The sequence below is a fragment of the Candidatus Vicinibacter affinis genome (genome assembly GCA_016714365.1).
GTDB lineage: Bacteria > Bacteroidota > Bacteroidia > Chitinophagales > Saprospiraceae > Vicinibacter > Vicinibacter affinis.
The window spans coordinates 86,215-106,883 of the sequence record JADJNH010000005.1; the positions used below are offsets into that span (position 1 = coordinate 86,215).

Annotated in this window: 12 protein-coding genes and 2 tRNA genes; 9 read left to right on the forward strand and 5 right to left on the reverse strand. The window is 37.9% G+C overall.

The window, feature by feature from the left end:
* Positions 1–59: 59 nt before the first annotated feature.
* A complete protein-coding gene (ftcD, locus tag IPJ53_00720) occupies positions 60–1,748 on the reverse strand; it encodes a glutamate formimidoyltransferase (protein ID MBK7797612.1) in 1,689 nt (562 codons plus the stop codon).
* Positions 1,749–1,847: 99 nt separating this feature from the next.
* Here ftcD and IPJ53_00725 point away from each other — a divergent pair, with 99 nt between their 5' ends.
* From IPJ53_00725 to IPJ53_00735, 3 genes are all read left to right on the forward strand, one after another.
* Positions 1,848–3,227, forward strand: a complete 1,380-nt coding sequence (locus IPJ53_00725; GenBank protein MBK7797613.1) for a hypothetical protein — start codon at positions 1,848–1,850, stop codon at positions 3,225–3,227.
* 184 nt (positions 3,228–3,411) lie between these two features.
* A tRNA-Val gene (locus tag IPJ53_00730) sits at positions 3,412–3,486 on the forward strand.
* Between the two features lie 65 nt (positions 3,487–3,551).
* A tRNA-Arg gene (locus IPJ53_00735) sits at positions 3,552–3,624 on the forward strand.
* A gap of 271 nt (positions 3,625–3,895) precedes the next feature.
* Here the strand turns inward: IPJ53_00735 and IPJ53_00740 are convergent.
* The 3 genes from IPJ53_00740 to IPJ53_00750 form a co-directional block, all read right to left on the reverse strand.
* Positions 3,896–5,314, reverse strand: coding sequence for an MATE family efflux transporter (locus IPJ53_00740; protein ID MBK7797614.1), 1,419 nt, complete (start codon positions 5,312–5,314; stop codon positions 3,896–3,898).
* 208 nt (positions 5,315–5,522) lie between these two features.
* On the reverse strand, positions 5,523–6,887 hold the full coding sequence (locus IPJ53_00745) for a hypothetical protein (GenBank protein ID MBK7797615.1): 1,365 nt from the start codon (positions 6,885–6,887) through the stop codon (positions 5,523–5,525).
* Between the two features lie 192 nt (positions 6,888–7,079).
* Positions 7,080–8,075: an aspartate-semialdehyde dehydrogenase gene (locus IPJ53_00750; GenBank protein MBK7797616.1), complete on the reverse strand. Its 996-nt coding sequence runs from the start codon at positions 8,073–8,075 to the stop codon at positions 7,080–7,082.
* A 159-nt stretch (positions 8,076–8,234) separates the two neighbouring features.
* On the opposite strand from IPJ53_00750, the gene IPJ53_00755 reads away from it, so the two are divergent.
* From IPJ53_00755 to IPJ53_00770, 4 genes are all read left to right on the forward strand, one after another.
* A complete protein-coding gene (locus IPJ53_00755; protein MBK7797617.1) occupies positions 8,235–10,832 on the forward strand; it encodes a lamin tail domain-containing protein in 2,598 nt (865 codons plus the stop codon).
* Between the two features lie 38 nt (positions 10,833–10,870).
* Entirely contained in the window at positions 10,871–11,848 is a 978-nt protein-coding gene (locus tag IPJ53_00760) for an endonuclease/exonuclease/phosphatase family protein (protein ID MBK7797618.1), read from the forward strand.
* A gap of 283 nt (positions 11,849–12,131) precedes the next feature.
* Positions 12,132–15,215: a M1 family metallopeptidase gene (locus IPJ53_00765; GenBank protein MBK7797619.1), complete on the forward strand. Its 3,084-nt coding sequence runs from the start codon at positions 12,132–12,134 to the stop codon at positions 15,213–15,215.
* A gap of 19 nt (positions 15,216–15,234) precedes the next feature.
* On the forward strand, positions 15,235–16,011 hold the full coding sequence (locus IPJ53_00770) for an enoyl-CoA hydratase/isomerase family protein (GenBank protein ID MBK7797620.1): 777 nt from the start codon (positions 15,235–15,237) through the stop codon (positions 16,009–16,011).
* A 168-nt stretch (positions 16,012–16,179) separates the two neighbouring features.
* Here the strand turns inward: IPJ53_00770 and IPJ53_00775 are convergent, their stop codons facing one another.
* The gene (locus tag IPJ53_00775) at positions 16,180–16,854 is read right to left on the reverse strand and encodes a DUF4397 domain-containing protein (protein MBK7797621.1); all 675 of its coding nucleotides are present in this window, start codon (positions 16,852–16,854) and stop codon (positions 16,180–16,182) included.
* A gap of 109 nt (positions 16,855–16,963) precedes the next feature.
* On the opposite strand from IPJ53_00775, the gene IPJ53_00780 reads away from it, so the two are divergent.
* Together IPJ53_00780 and polA are read left to right on the forward strand one after the other, a co-directional pair.
* The gene (locus tag IPJ53_00780) at positions 16,964–17,824 is read left to right on the forward strand and encodes a M48 family metallopeptidase (protein ID MBK7797622.1); all 861 of its coding nucleotides are present in this window, start codon (positions 16,964–16,966) and stop codon (positions 17,822–17,824) included.
* 73 nt (positions 17,825–17,897) lie between these two features.
* Positions 17,898–20,669, forward strand: a complete 2,772-nt coding sequence (gene polA, locus IPJ53_00785; GenBank protein MBK7797623.1) for a DNA polymerase I — start codon at positions 17,898–17,900, stop codon at positions 20,667–20,669.

Genomic DNA, 20,669 nt, shown 5'->3' on the forward strand with positions numbered 1-20,669 from the left:
CCCAGTTATTACAGAATTTTAAGAATGAAGGGAAATTCGTTTCAAATCGGTCAAGACAATTAAGACTTACTGATAAAATCATTTACCAACGCTAAAACTGCTGCTGTCTCTTGTGTTGCCGCCGAGACATGAGCATCCGCTTCTTCAAAGTATTTCTTTTTCATTTCCTGGTCTTCCAGTCCGGATGCGTTGATCTTTACATTCAGCGCAGCACCTTTTATGGCGGCTTCTAAACACAAGGCCCCAACACCTGCATCCGAAATTGAATTAGGGTTGCCGTTTTCTACCATAGCTTTCGCTAATGGCAATGCCTTGCTGGCCAGTTTGATGGTTTTGAGAGGTACCTCAATGGCAATAATGGTAGCTTTTTTGATGGCTTTCTTTCTGTCCTTTTTATCCTCCGGAGTTAGTTTTGGCAGACGGAATGCTTCCATGATCATATTAAATGCGGCAGTATCTTCATCCACTAATTGCAGAAGTTCCTGGCTCAATTGGATTCCTTGTGCAGCAATTTCTGAGAAATAGCTCAATCTTTCTTCATAACCCTTTTTATGTGCGGTGAGATTAGCCACCATGGTGGCCAACGCAGCACCCATTGAAGCAGCATATGCACTTACAGAGCCACCACCCGGAGCAGGACTGTCTGAAGCGGTCTCTTCGACAAATTTCGTTAGGGTTAAGTTTGCCAACGGCGATTTTTTTTCTTCAAGCATATATTCTATAATTCTTTGATTGGGTTCAAAAACAGAGACTGAATTAAGTCCCAATGATTGTATGGCTATCTCGATTAATTCTTCATCTGTTACGCCGAGGGATCTTTTCTGTTTGTGTAAAAAGTACTTCCCGGAATCGACCAGCGCTTTCCTGGGTACGAGCCCAACCAGCTCTGAACCGGTGACTATAAGACCATATTTGTCAGCAGATCGCCTGCACTCCTCAAAAGCAATGTGTAAAGGTGTCTTTTGAAGGTCGGTCAGGTTCATTGAAATTTGCGCGTAACCATACTCTTCAATATACCAACCAATGGCCTTTACACCCGGACAGGAGCCTGGAATTCTTTCAATCTCCCCGGTTTCATTTTTTTGTAGTTTCTGAGTTGCCGGATCTCTCTTTGGTCGCCCGTTTTCTCGAATGTCGAAGGCTACTTCATTGGCCAATCTGACAGACTTTGAATTCAAATTTACATTGTAAGCAATTAGAAAATCCCTGGCTCCAATCACTGTTGCTCCAGCTCTTATATTAAACTCTGCAGGTCCAAAATCTGGTTTCCAGGCCTCCTGCTTCATTTTCTCTGCAAATCCTTCATATTCGCCTGATCGGATTTCTGCAAGATTCCGACGATGGGGTGCCGAAGCAGCAGCTTCATAAAGATAAACAGGAATTCCCAGCTCTCTTCCTACCCTTTCACCGAGGACTTTCGCATAAGCGGCGGTTTCTGCCAGGCTAATTCCGGAAATAGGGATGAGGGGACAAACATCGGTTGCACCCATCCGCGGATGCTCTCCCTTATGCATACTCATGTCTATGAGTTGAGAGGCCATCCGAATGGCTTGAAAGGCTGCCTCTACCACATCTTCAGGTCCTCCTGCAAAGGTTATGACAGTTCTGTTGGTGGATGCACCAGGATCGACGTTGAGCAGTTTTACTCCCTGCACACTTTCTATGGCCTTGGCAATTTGTTGAATAATTTCAGGATTCCTACCTTCACTAAAATTTGGAACACATTCTATGATGGGTTTTTGTTTCATACGTTCTATCTTAACCTCTGCAAAAGTATCTATTCTATCATAATGCAAATCTCTAAAATCGGTCAATTTCAATTATTCAGCTTTGTTTTCATCTGGAGCATGAACTTAGTCTTCGGGCAGAATTTTGAGATTTCGCCTGAAATTAATTTGAGAAATGATTTTGCCTATTACATTCTTCCCTTTGGTAAAGAAGTAAGCCTGATCAGGGATAAATCTTACAAACTTACCGTGCAGAATCTAAGAGCCGACATGAGTTGGACAGTTGAAAAAGATGTTGAGCTCAAAGGGCGTAAATGGCGCATTCTTGACACTTACACCCATGGAAATGACATAGGCATTCTTTATTTGAGCAAGGTGGAAAACAAGGTGGAAATTTTTTATTCCACTTACGATCAGAACGGAATTTTGATACAGGAACACATTCTTCCTGTCGAAACAGTGATTGAATACCCGCTTGAGTTTAACCTCATTAGTTCAGACAATCAGCATTGGGTTTCCATGAGCTTTACTGACAGGAAAAATTTGAAATGGATCTGTGTCTTCAACCGCTTTCATCCTGAAGAATTTTTGGCAAAATCCGGTGAGGCTCTTTTTGATGCAGACCATGAAAATGTAGAAAAAGCAGCACTGGGAGATGATGGTAATTTTTATTTATTATGGATGGATGGTCAACAGGCAAGATATCGGGATAAGGCCATCATAAAAGTACAGGGAATCGACTTCAGGGGTAATCAAATTCTGAACAAAGAAGTAGTACTAAAAGAAGACTTCGATGTTTATGATCTAGATATAAATTACAATAATTTCAATAAAAACATTTACCTGGCTGGATTATATAAAGAAAAGGGTGAGCAATATGCTGCCGGGTATTTAATACAGAATCTGAGTGTAGGAGAGGTGCTCCAATTGATTCCCTTTGATAAAGAAAAATTAAAAGAATGGACCGGAAAGAGTAAAAAATCTTCAGTTTCATCTTTGAATTTCGCCATTAAAAAAATATGCTTCAAAGAAGATGGCTCCTGTCTGGTTTTTATGGAAAACAGCAAAGAACTCTCAAGAAGGCCTTATTTCAATAATACCATGGATAATTCGGGTTTGGGGACCATGAGGTGGGTGGATTATTATTTTGAAGATATTTTTGTAGCGAGCTTTGGGCCAAACGGTGAAAAGCAGTGGGAAAACATTCTTCGGAAGAAACAATTTTCTCAGGACGATGATGGATTGTATTCTTCCTTTTTCATTTTCTTCAATCGCTCCTTTTTGAGAATCTTGTTCAATGATGAAATTAAAAATGAATCCACGGTTTCTCAATATCTCTTACTTCCCGATGGTCGCATCAATAGAAAAAGTGTTTTGAATACCAGTAACACGAAGCTGAATCTCCGGATTACCGATGCCATTCAAATTAACGAAACCAGCCTAATTGTGCCCAGTGAAAACAATGGAAAGATGAGTTTGGTGCGATTGAATTTATTATAATGTATTATAAACGAATATTTTACATATATAAATAATAAAATTTAATTTTGAGGAGAGAAAAGAAATCGGGAAATCCTATATTTGCATCCCCAAATTAACCCATTGGGTCAACAACTAAAGGGTTGTTGATTAAGTAAAAGCACTTAGGGTTTTAGTTGCCAAAAATTGATTTTACAGTTTATATGGGAGCTTAGCTCAGCTGGTTCAGAGCATCTGCCTTACAAGCAGAGGGTCACTGGTTCGAACCCAGTAGCTCCCACTCAAGCCTCGCAGTAACGATCTCCGGTTTTTTTGGGGTGTTGTGCGAGGCTTTTTTATTTCCCTGGCCGGGTAGTTCAACGGATAAGAATATCAGATTTCGGCTCTGATGGTGAGGGTTCGATTCCTTCCCCGGTCACTTTCCTTCTTTCCTGAAGAAATCGTATGCAATAAATTTCCTTGCAAAATTTGACAGGGTTGAAAATTTTGGATTTTATTTGATTCAATCAGAATTAAATTTTAGAAAAATTTCCATCATCAAAATTGTTGAGATTCCAAAATTTCCATTTTATGAATATTCGGATGTAGACATACATAAATGCTCAAGAGAATTGCGGACTCCTGAAAAAAATAATAATTTTTATTATTAAGCATCTAATAATACTAAGAATAATAAAAAGATCAAAAAACTAAATCTTAATTTGCTTCCAGGATCCCTTTTTGAAATAATACCATGCAGCAAGGGCTACAAGGGTTTCTGCCAATGGAATGGCTATAAAAGCACCTGTCGGACCCCAGTTTAAGATCTTGGCCATAAAAATTGCTGCCGGAATTTGAAACAACCAGAAACCAATGAAATTAATCCAGGTAGGAGTCCTGGTGTCGCCGGCTCCATTCAACGCTTGCATCATCACCATACCAATTCCATAAAAAATATAACCTGCCCCCATAATTTGTAAAGCCAACACACCATACCGATGCACTTCTTCTTGATTGGTAAAAATTGAAATTATTGGGGAAGAAAACAGGATAAACAACATCATCACGGCTGCCATAAAATAAACATTGTATTTAGTAGTAAGCAATACACTTTTCTGCGCACGATCTGGGTTTCCTGCACCCAGATTTTGTCCCACCAAAGTAGCCGCAGCATTGGACAAGCCCCATGCCGGTAAGATAAAAAACACCACATTTCTAATCGCAATCTGGTAACCCGCGCTGGCATCCGTACTTCCAGTTGATGAAACAAGGAATGCAAGAAATATCCAACTCCCACTCTGAATAAAAAATTGTAGCGTGGCCGGCCAGGCAAGGGATACGATCGATTTTTGAATACTCCAATCTAATTTAAAATGATGCCTCTTTATTTTAAGCATACCGGAACCTTTGAAAAGGTGATAACTTTGGTAAATTACACCGGCAGTTCTTCCAATAGTAGTCGCAACAGCGGCACCGGTAAGTCCTAGCTCAGGAAAAATTCCATAGCCATAAATCAATAATGGACAGAGTATAATATTTAATAAACTCGCAAGCCACAGACTTTTCATAGCTATCATCGGATCGCCTGCCCCCCTAAAAATTCCATTGATTAAAAACAATAATATAATTGCAGTAGTACCACCCAGCATGATGCGACTAAAATCAGTTCCTGTGTGTATTACTTCCGGCTGAGCTCCCATTAACCTCAATAAATCTGGCGCATAACAATAACCCGAAATGGCCATTATAACTGAAATCAGAATCGCTAAAATAATTGACTGTGCACCCGCATGGGAAGCTTTTTCAATGTCTTTTTCTCCAATCCTTCTGGCAACCAAAGCGGTGGCTGCTGTGCTCAAACCAATGCCCATGGTATAAATAAGAGCGACCATGGATTCCGTAAGTCCTACCGTTGCAACTGCTGCCCGGCTATCTGGCAATTTACTGACAAAGTACATGTCTACCACTGCAAATACGGATTCCAAACTCAATTCAAGAATCATGGGAATCGCAAGCAGTACAATTGCAGACTGAATACTTCCTTGTGTATAGTCATGCTCCTCGCCTTTCAGCGATTGACGAATTAAGAAAAATAATCTGGAAAATTTTTGGCTGCTTTGTCTTTGCATAATATTGACCGATCCTACAAAATTAAACATTTGACTTTGCATACAGATATGGAACTGTTCAAATGCTTTGCACTAAAACAAGTTAAATCTCTTGTCAATTGGAAATTCAAAAAGTTGCAACAGTTCTAATGCAACAGCCATCCATTCTATGTCAGAAATTACTAGAATGGAGTAGGAGTAAAAAATAAATTTTCAAACTCACTGTCTTTTATTCCTCCTCATTGGAGGTTGGCTTATCTTCTTCAACAGTTGGATTTTCCTCTGATGTATTGGACATAGGAGTTTGCTCAACAGAAAGAGATGGAATGGACTCTATGCTATCAGGAGCAGCTTGTCCGGTTTTATTTTTAGCCTTTGACTTACTGGTCTTTATTTCTTCAGCAGCTTTTATTAATTTCTCTTCTTCATTAGATAAAGTCTCATGTTGCTGTTGAATGTTTTCCTGAATTTTGGCTTTAATCTTTTCTTCCTCTTCCTTTACCTTTTGCCTTTGCTCATTCCTTCTTGCATCTTTCTCTTCCCTTTTTTTAGCATTGTCATTCGCTTTTTCCAGAGATGCTTTAACTTTGAGTAATTCATCCAGCTTTTCTTGCTTGAATTTGATTCGCTCTTCAATCATTTTGATTTTAGCCACGCGAATTTGCGCTTCAAGTTGGCCGGTAGATGATTCTATTCGTCTATTCTCAAATGAAATATCGGTATGATCTCTTGCAATCGCTTGTTCAATTTTAGTGATCGCTTGAATTAAACCCTCATATCGACTTTGGTTTCTGTTAGCCGGATTGGCATCACCCCGTTGACCACCCGGTTTTCCGGATTCTCTTTTCGCTCTGATGCCTTTAAATACTTCATCAATCTTAGACATGAGACTTGAGCGATCATCCCTGTTCAGGGACATGGTTTTAAATTCTGTCTGAATTTTAATCATGTCATCAAACAAAGGCTTCAGTGCAGCACCCTCTGTGATTTTCTTTTCTATTTCTGCTATCTTGGATTTTAAACCATCCACCAAAACTTTTGATTTTTGATTTAATTCTGATTTTAAAGCAGAACGAAGCTTTTTAAGCTCTTCAAACATCGCATCCGATTTTTGTCTCAAAGAATCAGAATGATCTCTGAACAGATTACGATCCATGATGTGTTTTTGAACATTTGACCAAAGTTCTTTAAGATCATCCCAAAGATTTTGGTCATAAACTTCCAGTCTTTTGATCTTATCTGAAAGCTCTTCAAGATCGTTTTTGAAATTGCGATAAAGCTTGGAAGATAAAACAACGAAATGCCATTCCATCTGAGCACGCTGGATCATATCTCCCCGTTCCACCTTAAGATCCTCAGGAAGAATACTGTCTGACATGGTTAGCTCCGTCGTACGGTGTACCGTGCCCTCCGGAAAATTAAGATCCTTGCCTTCTCTCCATTGTGTCATGACGAGGTTATAATAATCCTCACTACATGATTTTTCGGGGATTGCCCAAATATCAATTTTGTTTTCTTCTGCCTGAAGGGCTACTGCCAAAAGCACCTTTTGGTCCTCGGCATTTGTTCCCCATACTACCAATCTTGTCCGCATGTCTGCTGTTTTACCCGTTTAATTCAAACTATTTTTTGACGCCATATTATTGGGTCATGCTGTATTCTTATACGACCACTGAAGTCCGTGAAAATGGGTGCAAAAATCAAACCAAAACTTTAAAAAAAAAAATAAGGATAGGTGTTTTTGCGACCTTAATTCATAATATATTGAATTTCTTGTAGTTATGTTTCAACAAAAACCTTGCTCCACCAGGTATTTTGCAATCTGAACAGCATTCGTTGCGGCACCTTTGCGTAAATTGTCTGCTGTAATCCAAAGATTTATAGTCCTTGGTTGGGATTCATCCAGTCTTATCCGACCAACAAAAACCTCATTCATATTTTTAGCCAACAAAGGAGTAGGATATTCATATTTCTCCGGATTGTCCAATAAAACCAAGCCAGGCGCTTGCTTCAACAAATTCCTGATATCTGAAATATGAAAGTCTTTCTTAAAAGTAACATTCACGGACTCCGAGTGACCTCCATGGACCGGAACACGCACAGCCGTTGCCGTAATTTTAAGTGATGGATCACACAATATCTTTCTCGTCTCATGCACCAATTTCATCTCTTCTTTGGTATAACCATTTTCCAGAAAAACATCACAGTGCGGAATGCAATTTTCAAATATTGGATGGTGATATGCCCTTGGTTCGGGTACTGGATTTCCATCTCTTTCGGCTTCGTATTGCCTGACGGCTTTCATTCCGGTCCCTGTGAATGACTGGTAGGTTGACACTACTATTCGATCAATTGAATATTGACGGTGAAGGGGTGCCAGAGCCATGACCATCTGTATTGTGGAGCAATTCGGATTGGCAATTATTTTAGTTTGTTCAGTGATACTTCCACTGTTAATTTCCGGTACCACAAGTGGACAAGAAGGATCCATCCTCCACGCAGAGGAGTTGTCTATAACATAACTTCCCGCAGCTGCAAACTTCGGGGCAAATTCTGTGGAGGTAGCTCCGCCCGCAGAAAATATTGCAATGGCCGGTTTAAGTGCAATTGCATCTTCCATACTTATGATTGGAATTGTCCGGTCATTCCATAAAATGGTTTTGCCTATTGATTGTTCAGAAGCTACCGGAATCAATTCTGCTGAAGCAAATCCCATCTCCTTCAGTACCTGCAACATTACCTGGCCAACCATTCCGGTAACTCCTACAACAGCTATCTTCATAATTAAAATTGAAGTCCCAAAGGTACGCCTGATTTGGAGATAAATAAAAAATATACATTACAATAAAATTATTTATTAATTTTGTAATGAGACACAAATTATCATTCGATTAAATAATCGAATGGAGATAGACACTATTAACCTCTAAATAAACTTACTATGAAGAGCAGATATTCTGTATTACTTTGTTTGCTATTGCCTTTATTCGTCTCTGCACAATGGTACGAATCATTTAATGATGGTCACTTAAATCTATGGACGGGCGATGTAACTGAATTTAAAGTCAATCAAGAAAACCAACTTAATTTATTTGCGGGTGGCCCCGGTGAAAGCAGTATATTCAGATCATACCGATACAGTTCAGACAGCATGATTTGGACCATTTATTGCAAGCTGCTATTTAATCCCTCTGCCTCAAATAAACTTAAAATTTACTTGGCTGCAGATGTACCCAATCCTATATTTTCTGATGGATATTATCTTGAAATTGGCGAAAATGGAAATGAGGATCGCTGGCAACTATATGCCCTGCAAAACAAAAAGATATCGTTACTGGGATCAGGAATTATTGGAAAATTTTCTTCTGATCCGGTCGAATGCAGATTTTCAATAAAACGAATGTCAGACACACTTTGGTTAGTTTCTACTGATTATACTGGAGATAATAACTTCATGGTTGAAACCGAAATTTACGATTCTATTCAATTAGATCTTAAAGATTCATATTTTGGCATTCATTGTTATTATACTGAAACCAGAAAAGACAAATTTATATTTGATGATATTGGAATAAGAGTTGAGGATTTGGATACCATAGCTCCATACATTATTAAGGCAGAAGTATTGGATGATTCCAAATTGAAAATTGAATTCAATGAATTTACGAACGAACTGCAAACATTAAACGTTACTAACTACTCCTTGGATTCATTTACACATCCTTTAAAGGTAGATAAATGCCCACCTAATGACAGGAATTTAATTTTAACCTTTGACAAAGCCTTCGAACCAGAAAAAAAGTATCGTCTCTTTTATAAAGATATCCAGGATATTTCAGGTAACCAGGTCCGTGAAAATCAATACATCAACTTTAATTCACAGAAACACTATCCTGCAAAATCCGGAGAAATTCTGATCAATGAATTCATGGCAGATCCCAGTCCAACAGCAGGACTTCCGGAAACTGAATTTATTGAACTGCTGAACATTTCAGGAAAACATCTTCAACTTAAAAATTTAAGTATTGCTGATGGTTCCAGTATTTCGGAAAACTTTCCGGATTTTATAATTGAGCCGGATTCATTCATTCTCATTTACCATAAAGCTGACTCTTCGCTATTTAAGAATTATGGAAAAGGAATTGGTCTCTCTAAATTTCCAACCATTAACAACTCTGAAGAAATCCTTCGATTGTTTGATGCATCCGGTGATCTTATACACCAGGTAAATTTTTCAGACTCATGGTATCAAAATAGTTTTAAAAAAAATGGTGGCTACAGTTTAGAATTAAAAAAACCATTACAATTTTGCAAAGGTTCAGAAGTTTGGGGGCCCACTGAACATATCTTAGGTGGTACACCTGGAATTATAAATACTGGATATGATAAAGAAACTGACCAAATTGCGCCTGAATTAATCACTTACGCAGTATCCAATTCATTTGAGCTAGAGCTGATTTTTAATGAATCTTTAGACCCGGCTTCTGTGGAACAAATTATTAACTTTCGATTGAATAATGATTTAGTCCCCACCACTGCAAATTTACATTCCACTGAAAACAGTAAAGTGATTCTATTTTTTGACATGCCTCTTGTAAGTGGAAATAAATATTTGCTAAATATTAAAAATCTTGCCGACTGCTCAGGAAATTCAATGTCGGAAATAGATGTGGAAATTTATATTCCCGGTGTCCCAGAACTTGGAGATCTTAGTTGGAATGAAATTCTTTTTAATCCGGAATCAGGTGGCGAAGATTTTGTGGAACTTTATAATAAAAGTAATAAAGCAATTAATATAAGAGATCTGTATATTTCAAATCCACTCTCTGAACCCAGATTCATCAAAATAAATTCTGATTATCTTTTATTACCTCAATCTTATGTTGCGCTTACACGTGATAAAGAGAGTTTGATCAATCTATATCCTTATTCTGAAGCACATCATATTGTAGAGACTGAAATTCCTTCTTTCGATGATCAAAGTGGGTGCCTTCTATTAGCGATCCAAATACACAACAGTCTGGTAGTGATAGATTCCTTACAATATTCGCAAGACTGGCATAATCCATTACTAATCAACAAAGAAGGTGTTTCACTGGAAAAAATAAACCCATCTCTGCTAACAGCAAATAAAAATCATTGGCAATCTGCTTCATCGGGTGTAAAATATGCTACTCCTGGAATTCAAAACAGTCAATATTTGGATGAAATAACAAAAAAAAATAAACCATACAACCTATCATCCATTATCATCAGCCCGGATCAGGATGGCTATAGAGACTTTCTGAGCATTGAATTCAATCTTGAACTGAGTGGTTATAAAATCAGAGCAGAAATTTATGACTTGTTTGGGCAATTGATCCGTGTCATCAGTCATCAGATTCTTGGACCTCATGAACTTTTGAAATGGAATGGCATTGACAAAAATGAACAAAAAATACCTTCAGGAAACTATATATTAAGTATGCAACTCATTCATCCTGAAGGTTCAAAACATGTATATAAAGAACTGATTGTCGTCGATAATGGGAAGAAGTAACTAATTAAAGTTACTTTTGTAACCAAATCGAACTTAGCTTGAATTCTCAGGAATCACATTGGTTTAAAAATAGAATATTTCAGTGGTCAGTGGTAATTGGAATCATAGGCATCAGTACCTTGTTTTTGTTTCCTCCTGAGTATTTATTTGTTAAACAGATTGCAAAGTATGCCACCTATTGGATGTTTGCTTGTCTGGCTATTGGGATTCTTTTTATGTTTCTAGATATTAATTGGATTTTGTATATAGCCTTTGGATGTGCCGGATTTTTAGCCTTGTTTTTGCAATTATCTTTCAACACCTCTATAAAATTTGCATCAGAAAATTCAGATCTATCTATTTCCGTTTTATTTGCCAATCCTTCACTAAGCACAGATGACAGAGATAATACCTTCAGAATTTTGGACAGCATTCAGGCGGATTTGGTCATTTTCGAAGAATTAACCCCTGAGTGGAGAGAATTAACCAATTTGTTCGTTAAAAACTATCCTTCCAACATTACAATATTTCGAATAGACCCTATGGGAAAAGGAATTTTTAGTAAAAAAAGTTTCCAGGAAGTGGATACCATTTCCATTTACAACAATCCGGTAATATTGGCCCATTTAAAAAATTCTGAAAATCAGGATTTCATTGTAGGAATTTGCAACAGTACTCCTCCATTTACGCTACATGATTACAACAAATTAAATTTGTTTCTGGATACTCTTTCACATGCGCTCAATCTATCACTTTCACCCAAAATTTTAGCTACGAACCTAAATATTGAACCTTGGTCACGAGAATTGCGAGAGTTTAGAAATCAAACAAACCTCATGTCCAGCAGGAGACAGAATAACGAAGGATTAAACAACAAAACCCTATTAAGCGTTTTTAATGCCCCAAATGGTGAAATCATTTTCAGTAAGGATTTTGAATGTTCCTATTTTAATGTGATTACAGATTCAAATGGTAATCCCATCGGCATTTTAGGAAAATATCAATTTATTAAGAAAACTCCTGCCAATCAAAAATAATGACTTCTACACAATGGGTAAAGTGGAAAAACTTTATTGTCCTCACAACTTTGGTGTTTATTTCATGCTTTAGTAAAATTTAAATTGTTAAAAATAATGAATGCTTACTAAAAATTAACCTCAAAAGAATAATTTGTTCAGAATTGACATCTTGTTTGCTTATTTTTGAACAATCGAATTTTTCCTTATTGATTTAAATTTAATGATATTGCATATACAAAACATCCCTCCTCAATACAAGTTGATTTTAAAGTACCACAGGAGAAAACAACAAGTTAAAAAAATGACCACAACTAAAAATGAAAAACCATGTGCTGGCAGATTTATGCTTCTTTTAATCTTTCTTTTCAGCCTGCATCTGGAAAGAAGTTTTGCACAACAAAAAAACTACTTTCAACAGATCGTTGATTATAAAATAGAAGTAACCCTCGATGATGAAAACCACTTGCTTCAGGGTAAGATTTCTATGCAATACACCAATAAAAGTCCTGACGTGTTGGATCGGATTGGGATGCATCTTTGGCCGAACGCCTTTTCCAATAAAAACACAGAATTTGGGAAACAAAAGCTCCTTCATAGAAAAACTAAATTCTACGATGCAAAACCGGATGAACTAGGATCCATTCAAAACCTACGATTTACCGTTAATAAGGATGAAGTAAGATTAGAGTACTTAAAGAATAAACCTGATCAGGCATGGTTGCATTTAAAAAATCCGCTGTTACCAGGTAATACAATCATCATTGAGACTCCATTTACAGTTAAAATTCCCGTTTCATTCAGCCGTCTTGGGCATGTGGGTCAGACTTATCAAATTACTCAATGGTATCCTAAACCGGCTGTCTATGATCACAAAGGCTGGCACCTAATGCCCAATTTAGATCAGGGAGAATTTTATTCTGAGTTCGGAAACTTTGAGGTCTCCATTAAAATTCCGGAAAACTATGTAGTCGGAGCCACGGGAACTCTTGAAACGGAAACTGAGAAAGAATTTTTGAAACAACGAATCTCATTAACAGACCAGTTTATCAAGGATGGAGTAGAAAAATTTTCAAATTTACTCGCATCCTCTAAGAAATTTAAAATCATCACTTACAAAGCCGAGCAGGTTCATGATTTTGCCTGGTTTGCCGACAAAAAATTCTATGTACAAAAAGATGAAGTGGTCTTGGAATCCGGAAAAAAAATAGAAACATGGGCCATGTTTAATACACTGGGTGCCTGGACAGATGCTGTGAAATATGTAGGCCGTGCCATTGCATTTTACTCCAAGCACATTGGAGAATACCCCTATCCTCAGGCAACTGCCGTTCACAGTGCTTTGAGTGCAGGGGCAGGAATGGAGTATCCCATGATCACAGTAATTGGTAATGAACGCTTTGCAAAAAGTTTGGATCAAGTGATAACCCATGAAGTTGGACACAATTGGTTCTATGGAATTCTTGCATCCAACGAAAGGGAGCATCCTTATTTGGATGAAGGATTAAATTCCTACTATGAAGACAGATATATGGAAGAATATTATCCAAACTCTTCCAATGACAATCTCGGAATGATGTCTAAATTCACGGGAGGGTTTGAAGAAAATGAACTGATTTATCAATACATGGGAAGATCTTATCTAGATCAGTTTCCTGACCAACACAGTGAAAATTTTAGTCTGATAAATTACGGAAATGATGTATACACAAAATCTTCCAGACTGTTTGAAGATGCTGAGGAGTATCTTGGTGTGGACAATTTTGACCGGATTATGAAAAAATATTATGAGGCCTGGAAATTCAAACATCCATATCCGGAAGACCTCGAAAAAGTCTATTCCGAAAATACAGAGAAGAACATGGACTGGCTGTTCCACTATTTTCTGACCACCAATAAAAAAATGGATTACCGCATCAGCAAAATCAAGCATCAAAATGACTCTGTCCTACTCTCAATAAAAAATTCAGGACAAGTTCCTGCGCCTTTTTTAATTACCGGTATGCAGGAGAATCAAATCAAATATTCCAAATGGATCGATGGTTTCCAAGGAAGCCGTAAAGTAACTCTGCCAAAAGAAAGTGTAGACCATTATATTATTGATCCCAAATTTCAAAGCTATGATTTGTACCGTCATAACAACACCATCCGCAATCATGGCATTTTTAAAAAAATCGAACCACTTCAATTTAAACTATTTCCTGTAGTGGACAATCCAGGAAAAACCGAAATAGGAATTACTCCTGTCGTTGGCAGGAATTCCTACAATGGGTTTATGGCGGGTTTATATATTTCTCAACCTTATTTTCCACCAAGAGTTTGGACTTTTAATGCCATGCCGATGTACTCTTTTGGCAATAAAAGCCTGAGCGGAAAGGCTCATGCTGCCTGGTCAAAACATTTCAGTGAAGGGGCTCTGCACTCAATTAAAATTGGAATACACGCCAAAAGATTTGGGTATGATGAAAAGCAGGTATTAAAGGAAGCTTTAAATTATATGCAATTCAGTCCTTATGTAGAAGTTACGTTGAATACGCCACCTTCAAAATTTATTCAATCTAAATTTTCCTATCAATTTCATCACATAAGAGATGAGGTGACCGATTTTAACGCAACAGATTCAACTTTCAGAATAAGTCATCTCAACAATCAAATCCATGAACTAAAATATATTTATGAAAATCCTAAAATCTTATCACCTCAATCTTTTACAGCCTTGTTACAATTTGAAAATTATCAGGATGCCTTCGCTAAAAACCAAAATTATTTAAGAGCAGATCTTGAATTCAATCAAAAATTCAGAATCCAAAATAAAAGATATTTTGAATTAAGGGTGGCTGGATCTTTCTTTCCATTAAATTCACAAAGAAAATCTACAGCAATTGCTGCAAGAAACGAACAAAATTTTATTCGTGGTTCCGCAGGTGCCTCCTTTCAGGGATATCACGATTATACCAATGAAAATCTATTTTTGGGTAGAAGCAGAGATGAAGGAATATGGTCACAACAAATTATGATCCGTCAAGGCGGTATGAAAATTGCTCCTGGAATAAGTCAAAGAAATAATTTGGGAAATACCAACCAATTTCTAACTGCTGTCAATTTAAGTACAGATCTTCCAATCAAATATATAGGTAACATAATTCGACCCTATTTTGATGCGGTATACATGGATGACAATTTTTCAAATAAAAATGTTTGGCTAATGAGTGGAGGCATAAATATTCATATAGCGGGTGATGTATGGAACATTTATTTTCCATTGTACCATTCAACCAACATAAGGGATTTGTATAAAAGTCTGAATGGAAATTCATATGGCAAACAAATCTGCTTCTCTTTTCAGCTTAAATTTTTTAAACTTTATGATATTCTGAGCCTTATATAATCAACATTTAAATTACAATATGCAAAATCTGGAAGTTCAAATAGACAATCACATACTCTACATTTACCTTAACAGACCTGATGTTTTTAATAGCTTCAATCGTGAAATGTCACTTGAATTGCAAGAAGCCTTGGATCGTGCTTACTCAAATGATGAAATCAGAGTAGTCTATTTATCCGGAAAAGGGAAGGCTTTTTGTGCAGGACAAGATCTGAAAGAAGCAGTCGACCCTGAAGGGCCGGAAATCAGAACCATTTTAGAAGAACATTACAATCCCCTCATACTGCGCATCAGAAAACTTAACAAACCTGTCATTGCTGCAGTGAATGGGGTTGCCGCAGGAGCGGGTGCCAATCTGGCCCTGGCATGTGATATTGTGGTGGCCAATGAAGGGGCTTCTTTTATACAGGCTTTTAGTAAAATCGGCTTGATTCCGGATTGTAGTGGAACATTTATGTTGCCAAGATTAATTGGATGGCAGAGAGCTTCTGCCCTAATGATGACCGCAGAAAAAGTATCCGCTCATGAGGCACAACAAATGGGAATGATTTATAAAGTGTTTGCAAATGATGATTTTGAAAGATCTAGTAAAGAACTTGCTTCCCAAATTGCAGCAATGCCTACCAAAGGATTGATCTATACAAAATATGCACTTAACGAATCCATCCATCACGGATTGGAAGCACAATTAGAAACTGAATTAAAATTTCAAATATTGGCATCTCAAACTCATGACTTCAAGGAAGGAGTAAGTGCTTTTATTGAAAAAAGAAAACCTGAATTTATTGGTAAATAATTTTCAGTGCAGCTTTGAATGAACATAGTTTTCGGAAAGCATGGAGTTCAAATAATGCTTTTAACGAATAGATTTTTACAATGACTTTTTTATGTTTGTACATAATTGCAATAAAAAAGAGGTGAAAAATATTTCCACCTCTTTTTATTACCAACAAACGAAAAACTCTTAATTGTTTAGCATGGAATTTAAACCGGGTGCATTTAATCCACTTCCTCCGATTAATCCATATGCAAAAATGGTATAACTCTTTCCTGCAGCCACCTTATAATTTGACAAACTGAACAAGGCAACACTGGTGCCGGGTAGTTTAACTTCTACTGTAATTGGCTTAGCTGCCACGCTTCCAAAATTTGTATATTGTTTATAGGACAAACTGTTGGACACCTTTACGCCATCAATATAAATATCAACGGAAGGACCATTTGAAATCAAATGTGCAAAACGTAAATAGGCCATTGAAGTATCCGGTGTTTCATGGGTGTCGTTAAAAACAATAACCTCAAGACTCGATTTTGGATTGAGTGCAACAAGAGTATAGGCCTTGTCCCCCCCGAAATCATAACTTGAATTGATCAAAGTGCTTCCATTTGATTTATCCTTAACGTTGATTACCTGATTGCCCGGGTCAACATTCTTATAACTAATAAAACTGGAAAATCCTACTGAACCAAAATAACTGGCTGAATCTTTAATGACTACATTCATTATTCCTCCATCCGGTGATGCATTAATAAATGCTACTTTCGCAGGACCAGGATCATCTTCCTTTTTACAGGAACTTAGGGTAACCAAACTGCCGATCAAAATGGCAATACCAAACAAATACATTATTCTGTTCATATTAATAAATTAAATTAGGAAAACTTGGAAAAGGGTGAAAATGGGGCAGACCTTAGGATGTTAACGCTGTTATTTGTATTTTGTTGCATTTAGAGTTAAAGTCAAAAATATGAGCTTATTCAGGAACAACCCGGGTTATAGGGAATCTTACAGCGGTAACAAATTACGTGGAGGAGGTTTAAGACTTGGAGCGCCGATTATTATTGCCCTTGTAATTGCCGGTTTTTCCTATTTTCGGTATTGTTCTACTGAAACTTACAATGAATATTTAGGCATATATCAACACATCAGTTTAACCCCCGAACAGGAAATTGCAATTGGTTTACAATCAAAACCTGCCATGATACAGGAGTATGGTGGCATGGACCCGGACCAAAGGGCCCAGGCTTTAGTCCAGGAAACTGGAGCCAGTCTAGTCCAAAAAAGTGTTGCTTCTAAAACTCCTTACCAATACCAGTTTCATCTTTTGGCAGACCCCAACACCATCAATGCTTTTGCACTGCCCGGCGGTCAAATTTTCATCACCAGGGCTCTATTTAACCAACTACAGACCAAAGATCAATTGGCAGGTGTATTGGGGCATGAAATAGGGCATGTAATTGCCCGACATGCAGGTGAACGAATAGAAAAGGATCAGCTTTGGCAAGGAATTGCAGGTGCTGCCGGGATCGCCATGGGTGATTACCAATCTGCCCAAGCTGCCCAACAAATTGCAGCCCTAATCAGTCTGAAATATGGCCGGGACCAGGAACTTCAATCAGATAATTTAGGTGTCCGATTTATGATGGATGCCGGATTTAAACCTGAAGAACTGATCGGGGTAATGGAAATTCTTAAACAAGCCTCCGGTGGACAAAGTCGTGAGGAATTTACCTCTACACATCCGGATCCGGAAAACAGAAAAGAAAAAATTAAAGAAGCCATCGACCAATATCGTCAGGCCAATCAACAAAATGGACAAAGTCAATAGACTTTCTGTTTTTAGGATATTATGAGTCCTCCTTAATCAAACTTCCTATCTTAGCCCCCCAGCTTATACAGTTATGAAAAAACTTTTCCTCCTGGACGGTCATGCCTTGGTTTACAGGGCTCATTATGCCTTTATCGGTCGTCCACTCATCAATTCCAAAGGTCTCAATACTTCCGCCATTTCAGGCTTTACCAGAACTCTTTGGGATATCATTAATAATGAAAAACCTTCCCATATTGCGGTTGCTTTTGATTTACATGGTCCTACTTTCAGACACGAAGAGTTTCCTGCATATAAAGCCAACCGAGAAGCACAACCTGAAGACATCAGCATCGCCCTCCCTTACATTGAAGAAATTGTAAAGGCTTTTAACATTCCGATTGTCACGGCTGAATCCTATGAAGCGGATGATGTGATAGGCACTTTAGCCAAGCAGGCAGCCGGTGAAGGATTTGATGTGTTTATGGTCACGCCTGATAAAGATTATGGCCAATTGGTGGAAGACCACATTTTTATGTACAAACCATCACGCCAAGGAAATGGAGTCGATATTTTAGGCCCAAAACAAATTGTGGAATCCTGGGGACTTAACAGAGTTGACCAGGTTATCGATTTACTTGGACTAATGGGAGATGCAGTGGACAATATTCCCGGAATCCCGGGGGTAGGAGAAAAGACAGCCGTAAAACTCTTGCAGGAATTTGATACTGTTGAAAATTTAATTGCACATAAAGACCAAGTCAGCGGCAAATTAAAAGATAAAATTACAGAATTCGCAGACCAGGCTTTGCTCAGTAAAAAACTGGCTACCATCAGTTTGGATGCTCCTGTCCAATTTGAAGAAAAAGCGTACCGAATTGAGGGTGCTAATAAAGAAAAGTTGGCAGAATTGTTCAGAGAACTTGAATTTCGATCATTGGCGCAATCCGTATTAGGCGGTCATTCAAGCACTGCATCAAATTTACTTTTTGGAGTAGAAGAGAAAATAGAAAAAACACCATTGCCATTGACAGAATATAAAGTTTCTGACCATGACATTTACAATACTCCACATGAATATCACCTGGTTTTAGAGGAAAAAGACTTACTACAGTTATTCGACAAATTGCAAAACTCAAAAATTATTTCTTTTGATACCGAAACCACAGGAATAGATGCCACAGCAGCCGAACTGGTAGGGATGTCCTTTGCCTTTAAACCGAAAGAGGCTTACTATGTGCCCGTTGACCGGGATCAGAAAAAAGCACAACAATTGGTGGATAAATTCAAACCATTTCTTGAAGATGTACACAAAAAGTTTGTCGGCCAAAATATAAAATACGACATGCTGATGATGCTCCAATATGGTGTCAATATGCCTAGACCTTATTTTGATACCATGATAGCTCATTATCTCATTGAACCAGATTTGCGTCATAAACTTGATTTCCTCTCTGAAGCATATCTGAATTACAAAATGGTGGGTATTGAAGAACTGATAGGAAAAAAAAGTCCTGAGCAAGGATCCATGAGGGATGTTCCATTGGAAAAAATAAAAGAATATGCCGCCGAAGATGCAGACATCACTCTACAACTTCAACCCATCCTTGAAAAAGAAATCATCAACTTTGAAGTAAATGATGTTTTGCAAAATATTGAGCTACCCTTGGTTAAAGTGCTTTGCGACATTGAACATGCAGGGGTTAGGGTTGATGCGGATTTTCTAAACAACTACAGCAAGGTTTTGGGTAAACAAATTGAAATTACAGAAAATGAAATTTATTCCAAAGCCGGTGTGAGATTTAATATAGCCAGCCCGAAACAAGTAGGAGAAGTGCTTTTTGATCGACTTAAAATACCCTACAAATGGAAAAAAACCAGCACCAATCAATACAGTACCGACGAAGAAAAACTAAACGAGTTGGCCGATGAAAATGAGGTCGTTAAAACTATTTTGGAACATCGTAAACTTTCAAAACTGAAATCTACTTATGTAGACGCTTTGCCCCTGATGATCAATCAAAAAACAGGGCGTGTGCACAGCTCATTTAATCAGGCCAGGGCTGCCACCGGTAGACTTGCTTCAGAAAATCCGAATCTGCAGAATATTCCCATTAAGGACGAGGCCGGGAGGGAAATCCGGAAAGCATTCATTCCACGTGATGAAAACCATCTGATTTTTTCGGCAGACTACAGTCAAATTGAGTTAAGATTAATTGCAGACATCAGCAATGAGGAGGCCATGATGGAGGCCTTTATCAAAGAACAAGATATCCACCGGGCCACAGCTGCTAAGGTGTATGGCATTCCTTATGAAGCCGTCACATCTGACCAACGCCGCAACGCGAAAACGGTTAACTTTTCAATTTTGTATGGAGCAGGATCTACGAATATTTCGCGCCAATTAGGTATATCACGCACCGAAGCAAAAGAATTAATTGATCAATATTTTAATACCTACACCGGCCTGAAAAAATACATGAGTGGCGTTGTCGAGGCTGCACGTTCAGACGGTTTTGTAAAAACCCTTCTTGGTCGCAAAAGAGTATTGAGAGATATAAATTCGAAAAATGCTCTGGCCAGGACAAACTCTGAACGAGTCGCTGTAAATACCCCAATACAGGGAACTGCTGCGGACCTGATCAAACTGGCGATGATTAAAATTCATGACCGCTTATTGAAAGAAAACCTGCAAACTAAAATGATACTCCAGGTCCACGATGAATTAGTTTTTGACGTCTTGAAAACGGAACTCAAACAAGTTCAGGAAATGGTTGTTTACGAAATGAAAAATGCCATTCCCGGGCTTCGTGTTCCATTGGAAGTTGGCCTTGGAAGTGGTAATAATTGGTTAGAAGCACATTAA

Coding starts and splice junctions, on each gene's coding strand:
- ftcD (MBK7797612.1), bottom strand. CDS start 1,748: ATGAAACAAAAACCCATCATAGAATGTGTTCCAAATTTTAGTGAAGGT.
- IPJ53_00725 (MBK7797613.1), top strand. CDS start 1,848: ATGAACTTAGTCTTCGGGCAGAATTTTGAGATTTCGCCTGAAATTAAT.
- IPJ53_00740 (MBK7797614.1), bottom strand. CDS start 5,314: ATGCAAAGACAAAGCAGCCAAAAATTTTCCAGATTATTTTTCTTAATT.
- IPJ53_00745 (MBK7797615.1), bottom strand. CDS start 6,887: ATGCGGACAAGATTGGTAGTATGGGGAACAAATGCCGAGGACCAAAAG.
- IPJ53_00750 (MBK7797616.1), bottom strand. CDS start 8,075: ATGAAGATAGCTGTTGTAGGAGTTACCGGAATGGTTGGCCAGGTAATG.
- IPJ53_00755 (MBK7797617.1), top strand. CDS start 8,235: ATGAAGAGCAGATATTCTGTATTACTTTGTTTGCTATTGCCTTTATTC.
- IPJ53_00765 (MBK7797619.1), top strand. CDS start 12,132: ATGACCACAACTAAAAATGAAAAACCATGTGCTGGCAGATTTATGCTT.
- IPJ53_00770 (MBK7797620.1), top strand. CDS start 15,235: ATGCAAAATCTGGAAGTTCAAATAGACAATCACATACTCTACATTTAC.
- IPJ53_00775 (MBK7797621.1), bottom strand. CDS start 16,854: ATGAACAGAATAATGTATTTGTTTGGTATTGCCATTTTGATCGGCAGT.
- IPJ53_00780 (MBK7797622.1), top strand. CDS start 16,964: ATGAGCTTATTCAGGAACAACCCGGGTTATAGGGAATCTTACAGCGGT.
- polA (MBK7797623.1), top strand. CDS start 17,898: ATGAAAAAACTTTTCCTCCTGGACGGTCATGCCTTGGTTTACAGGGCT.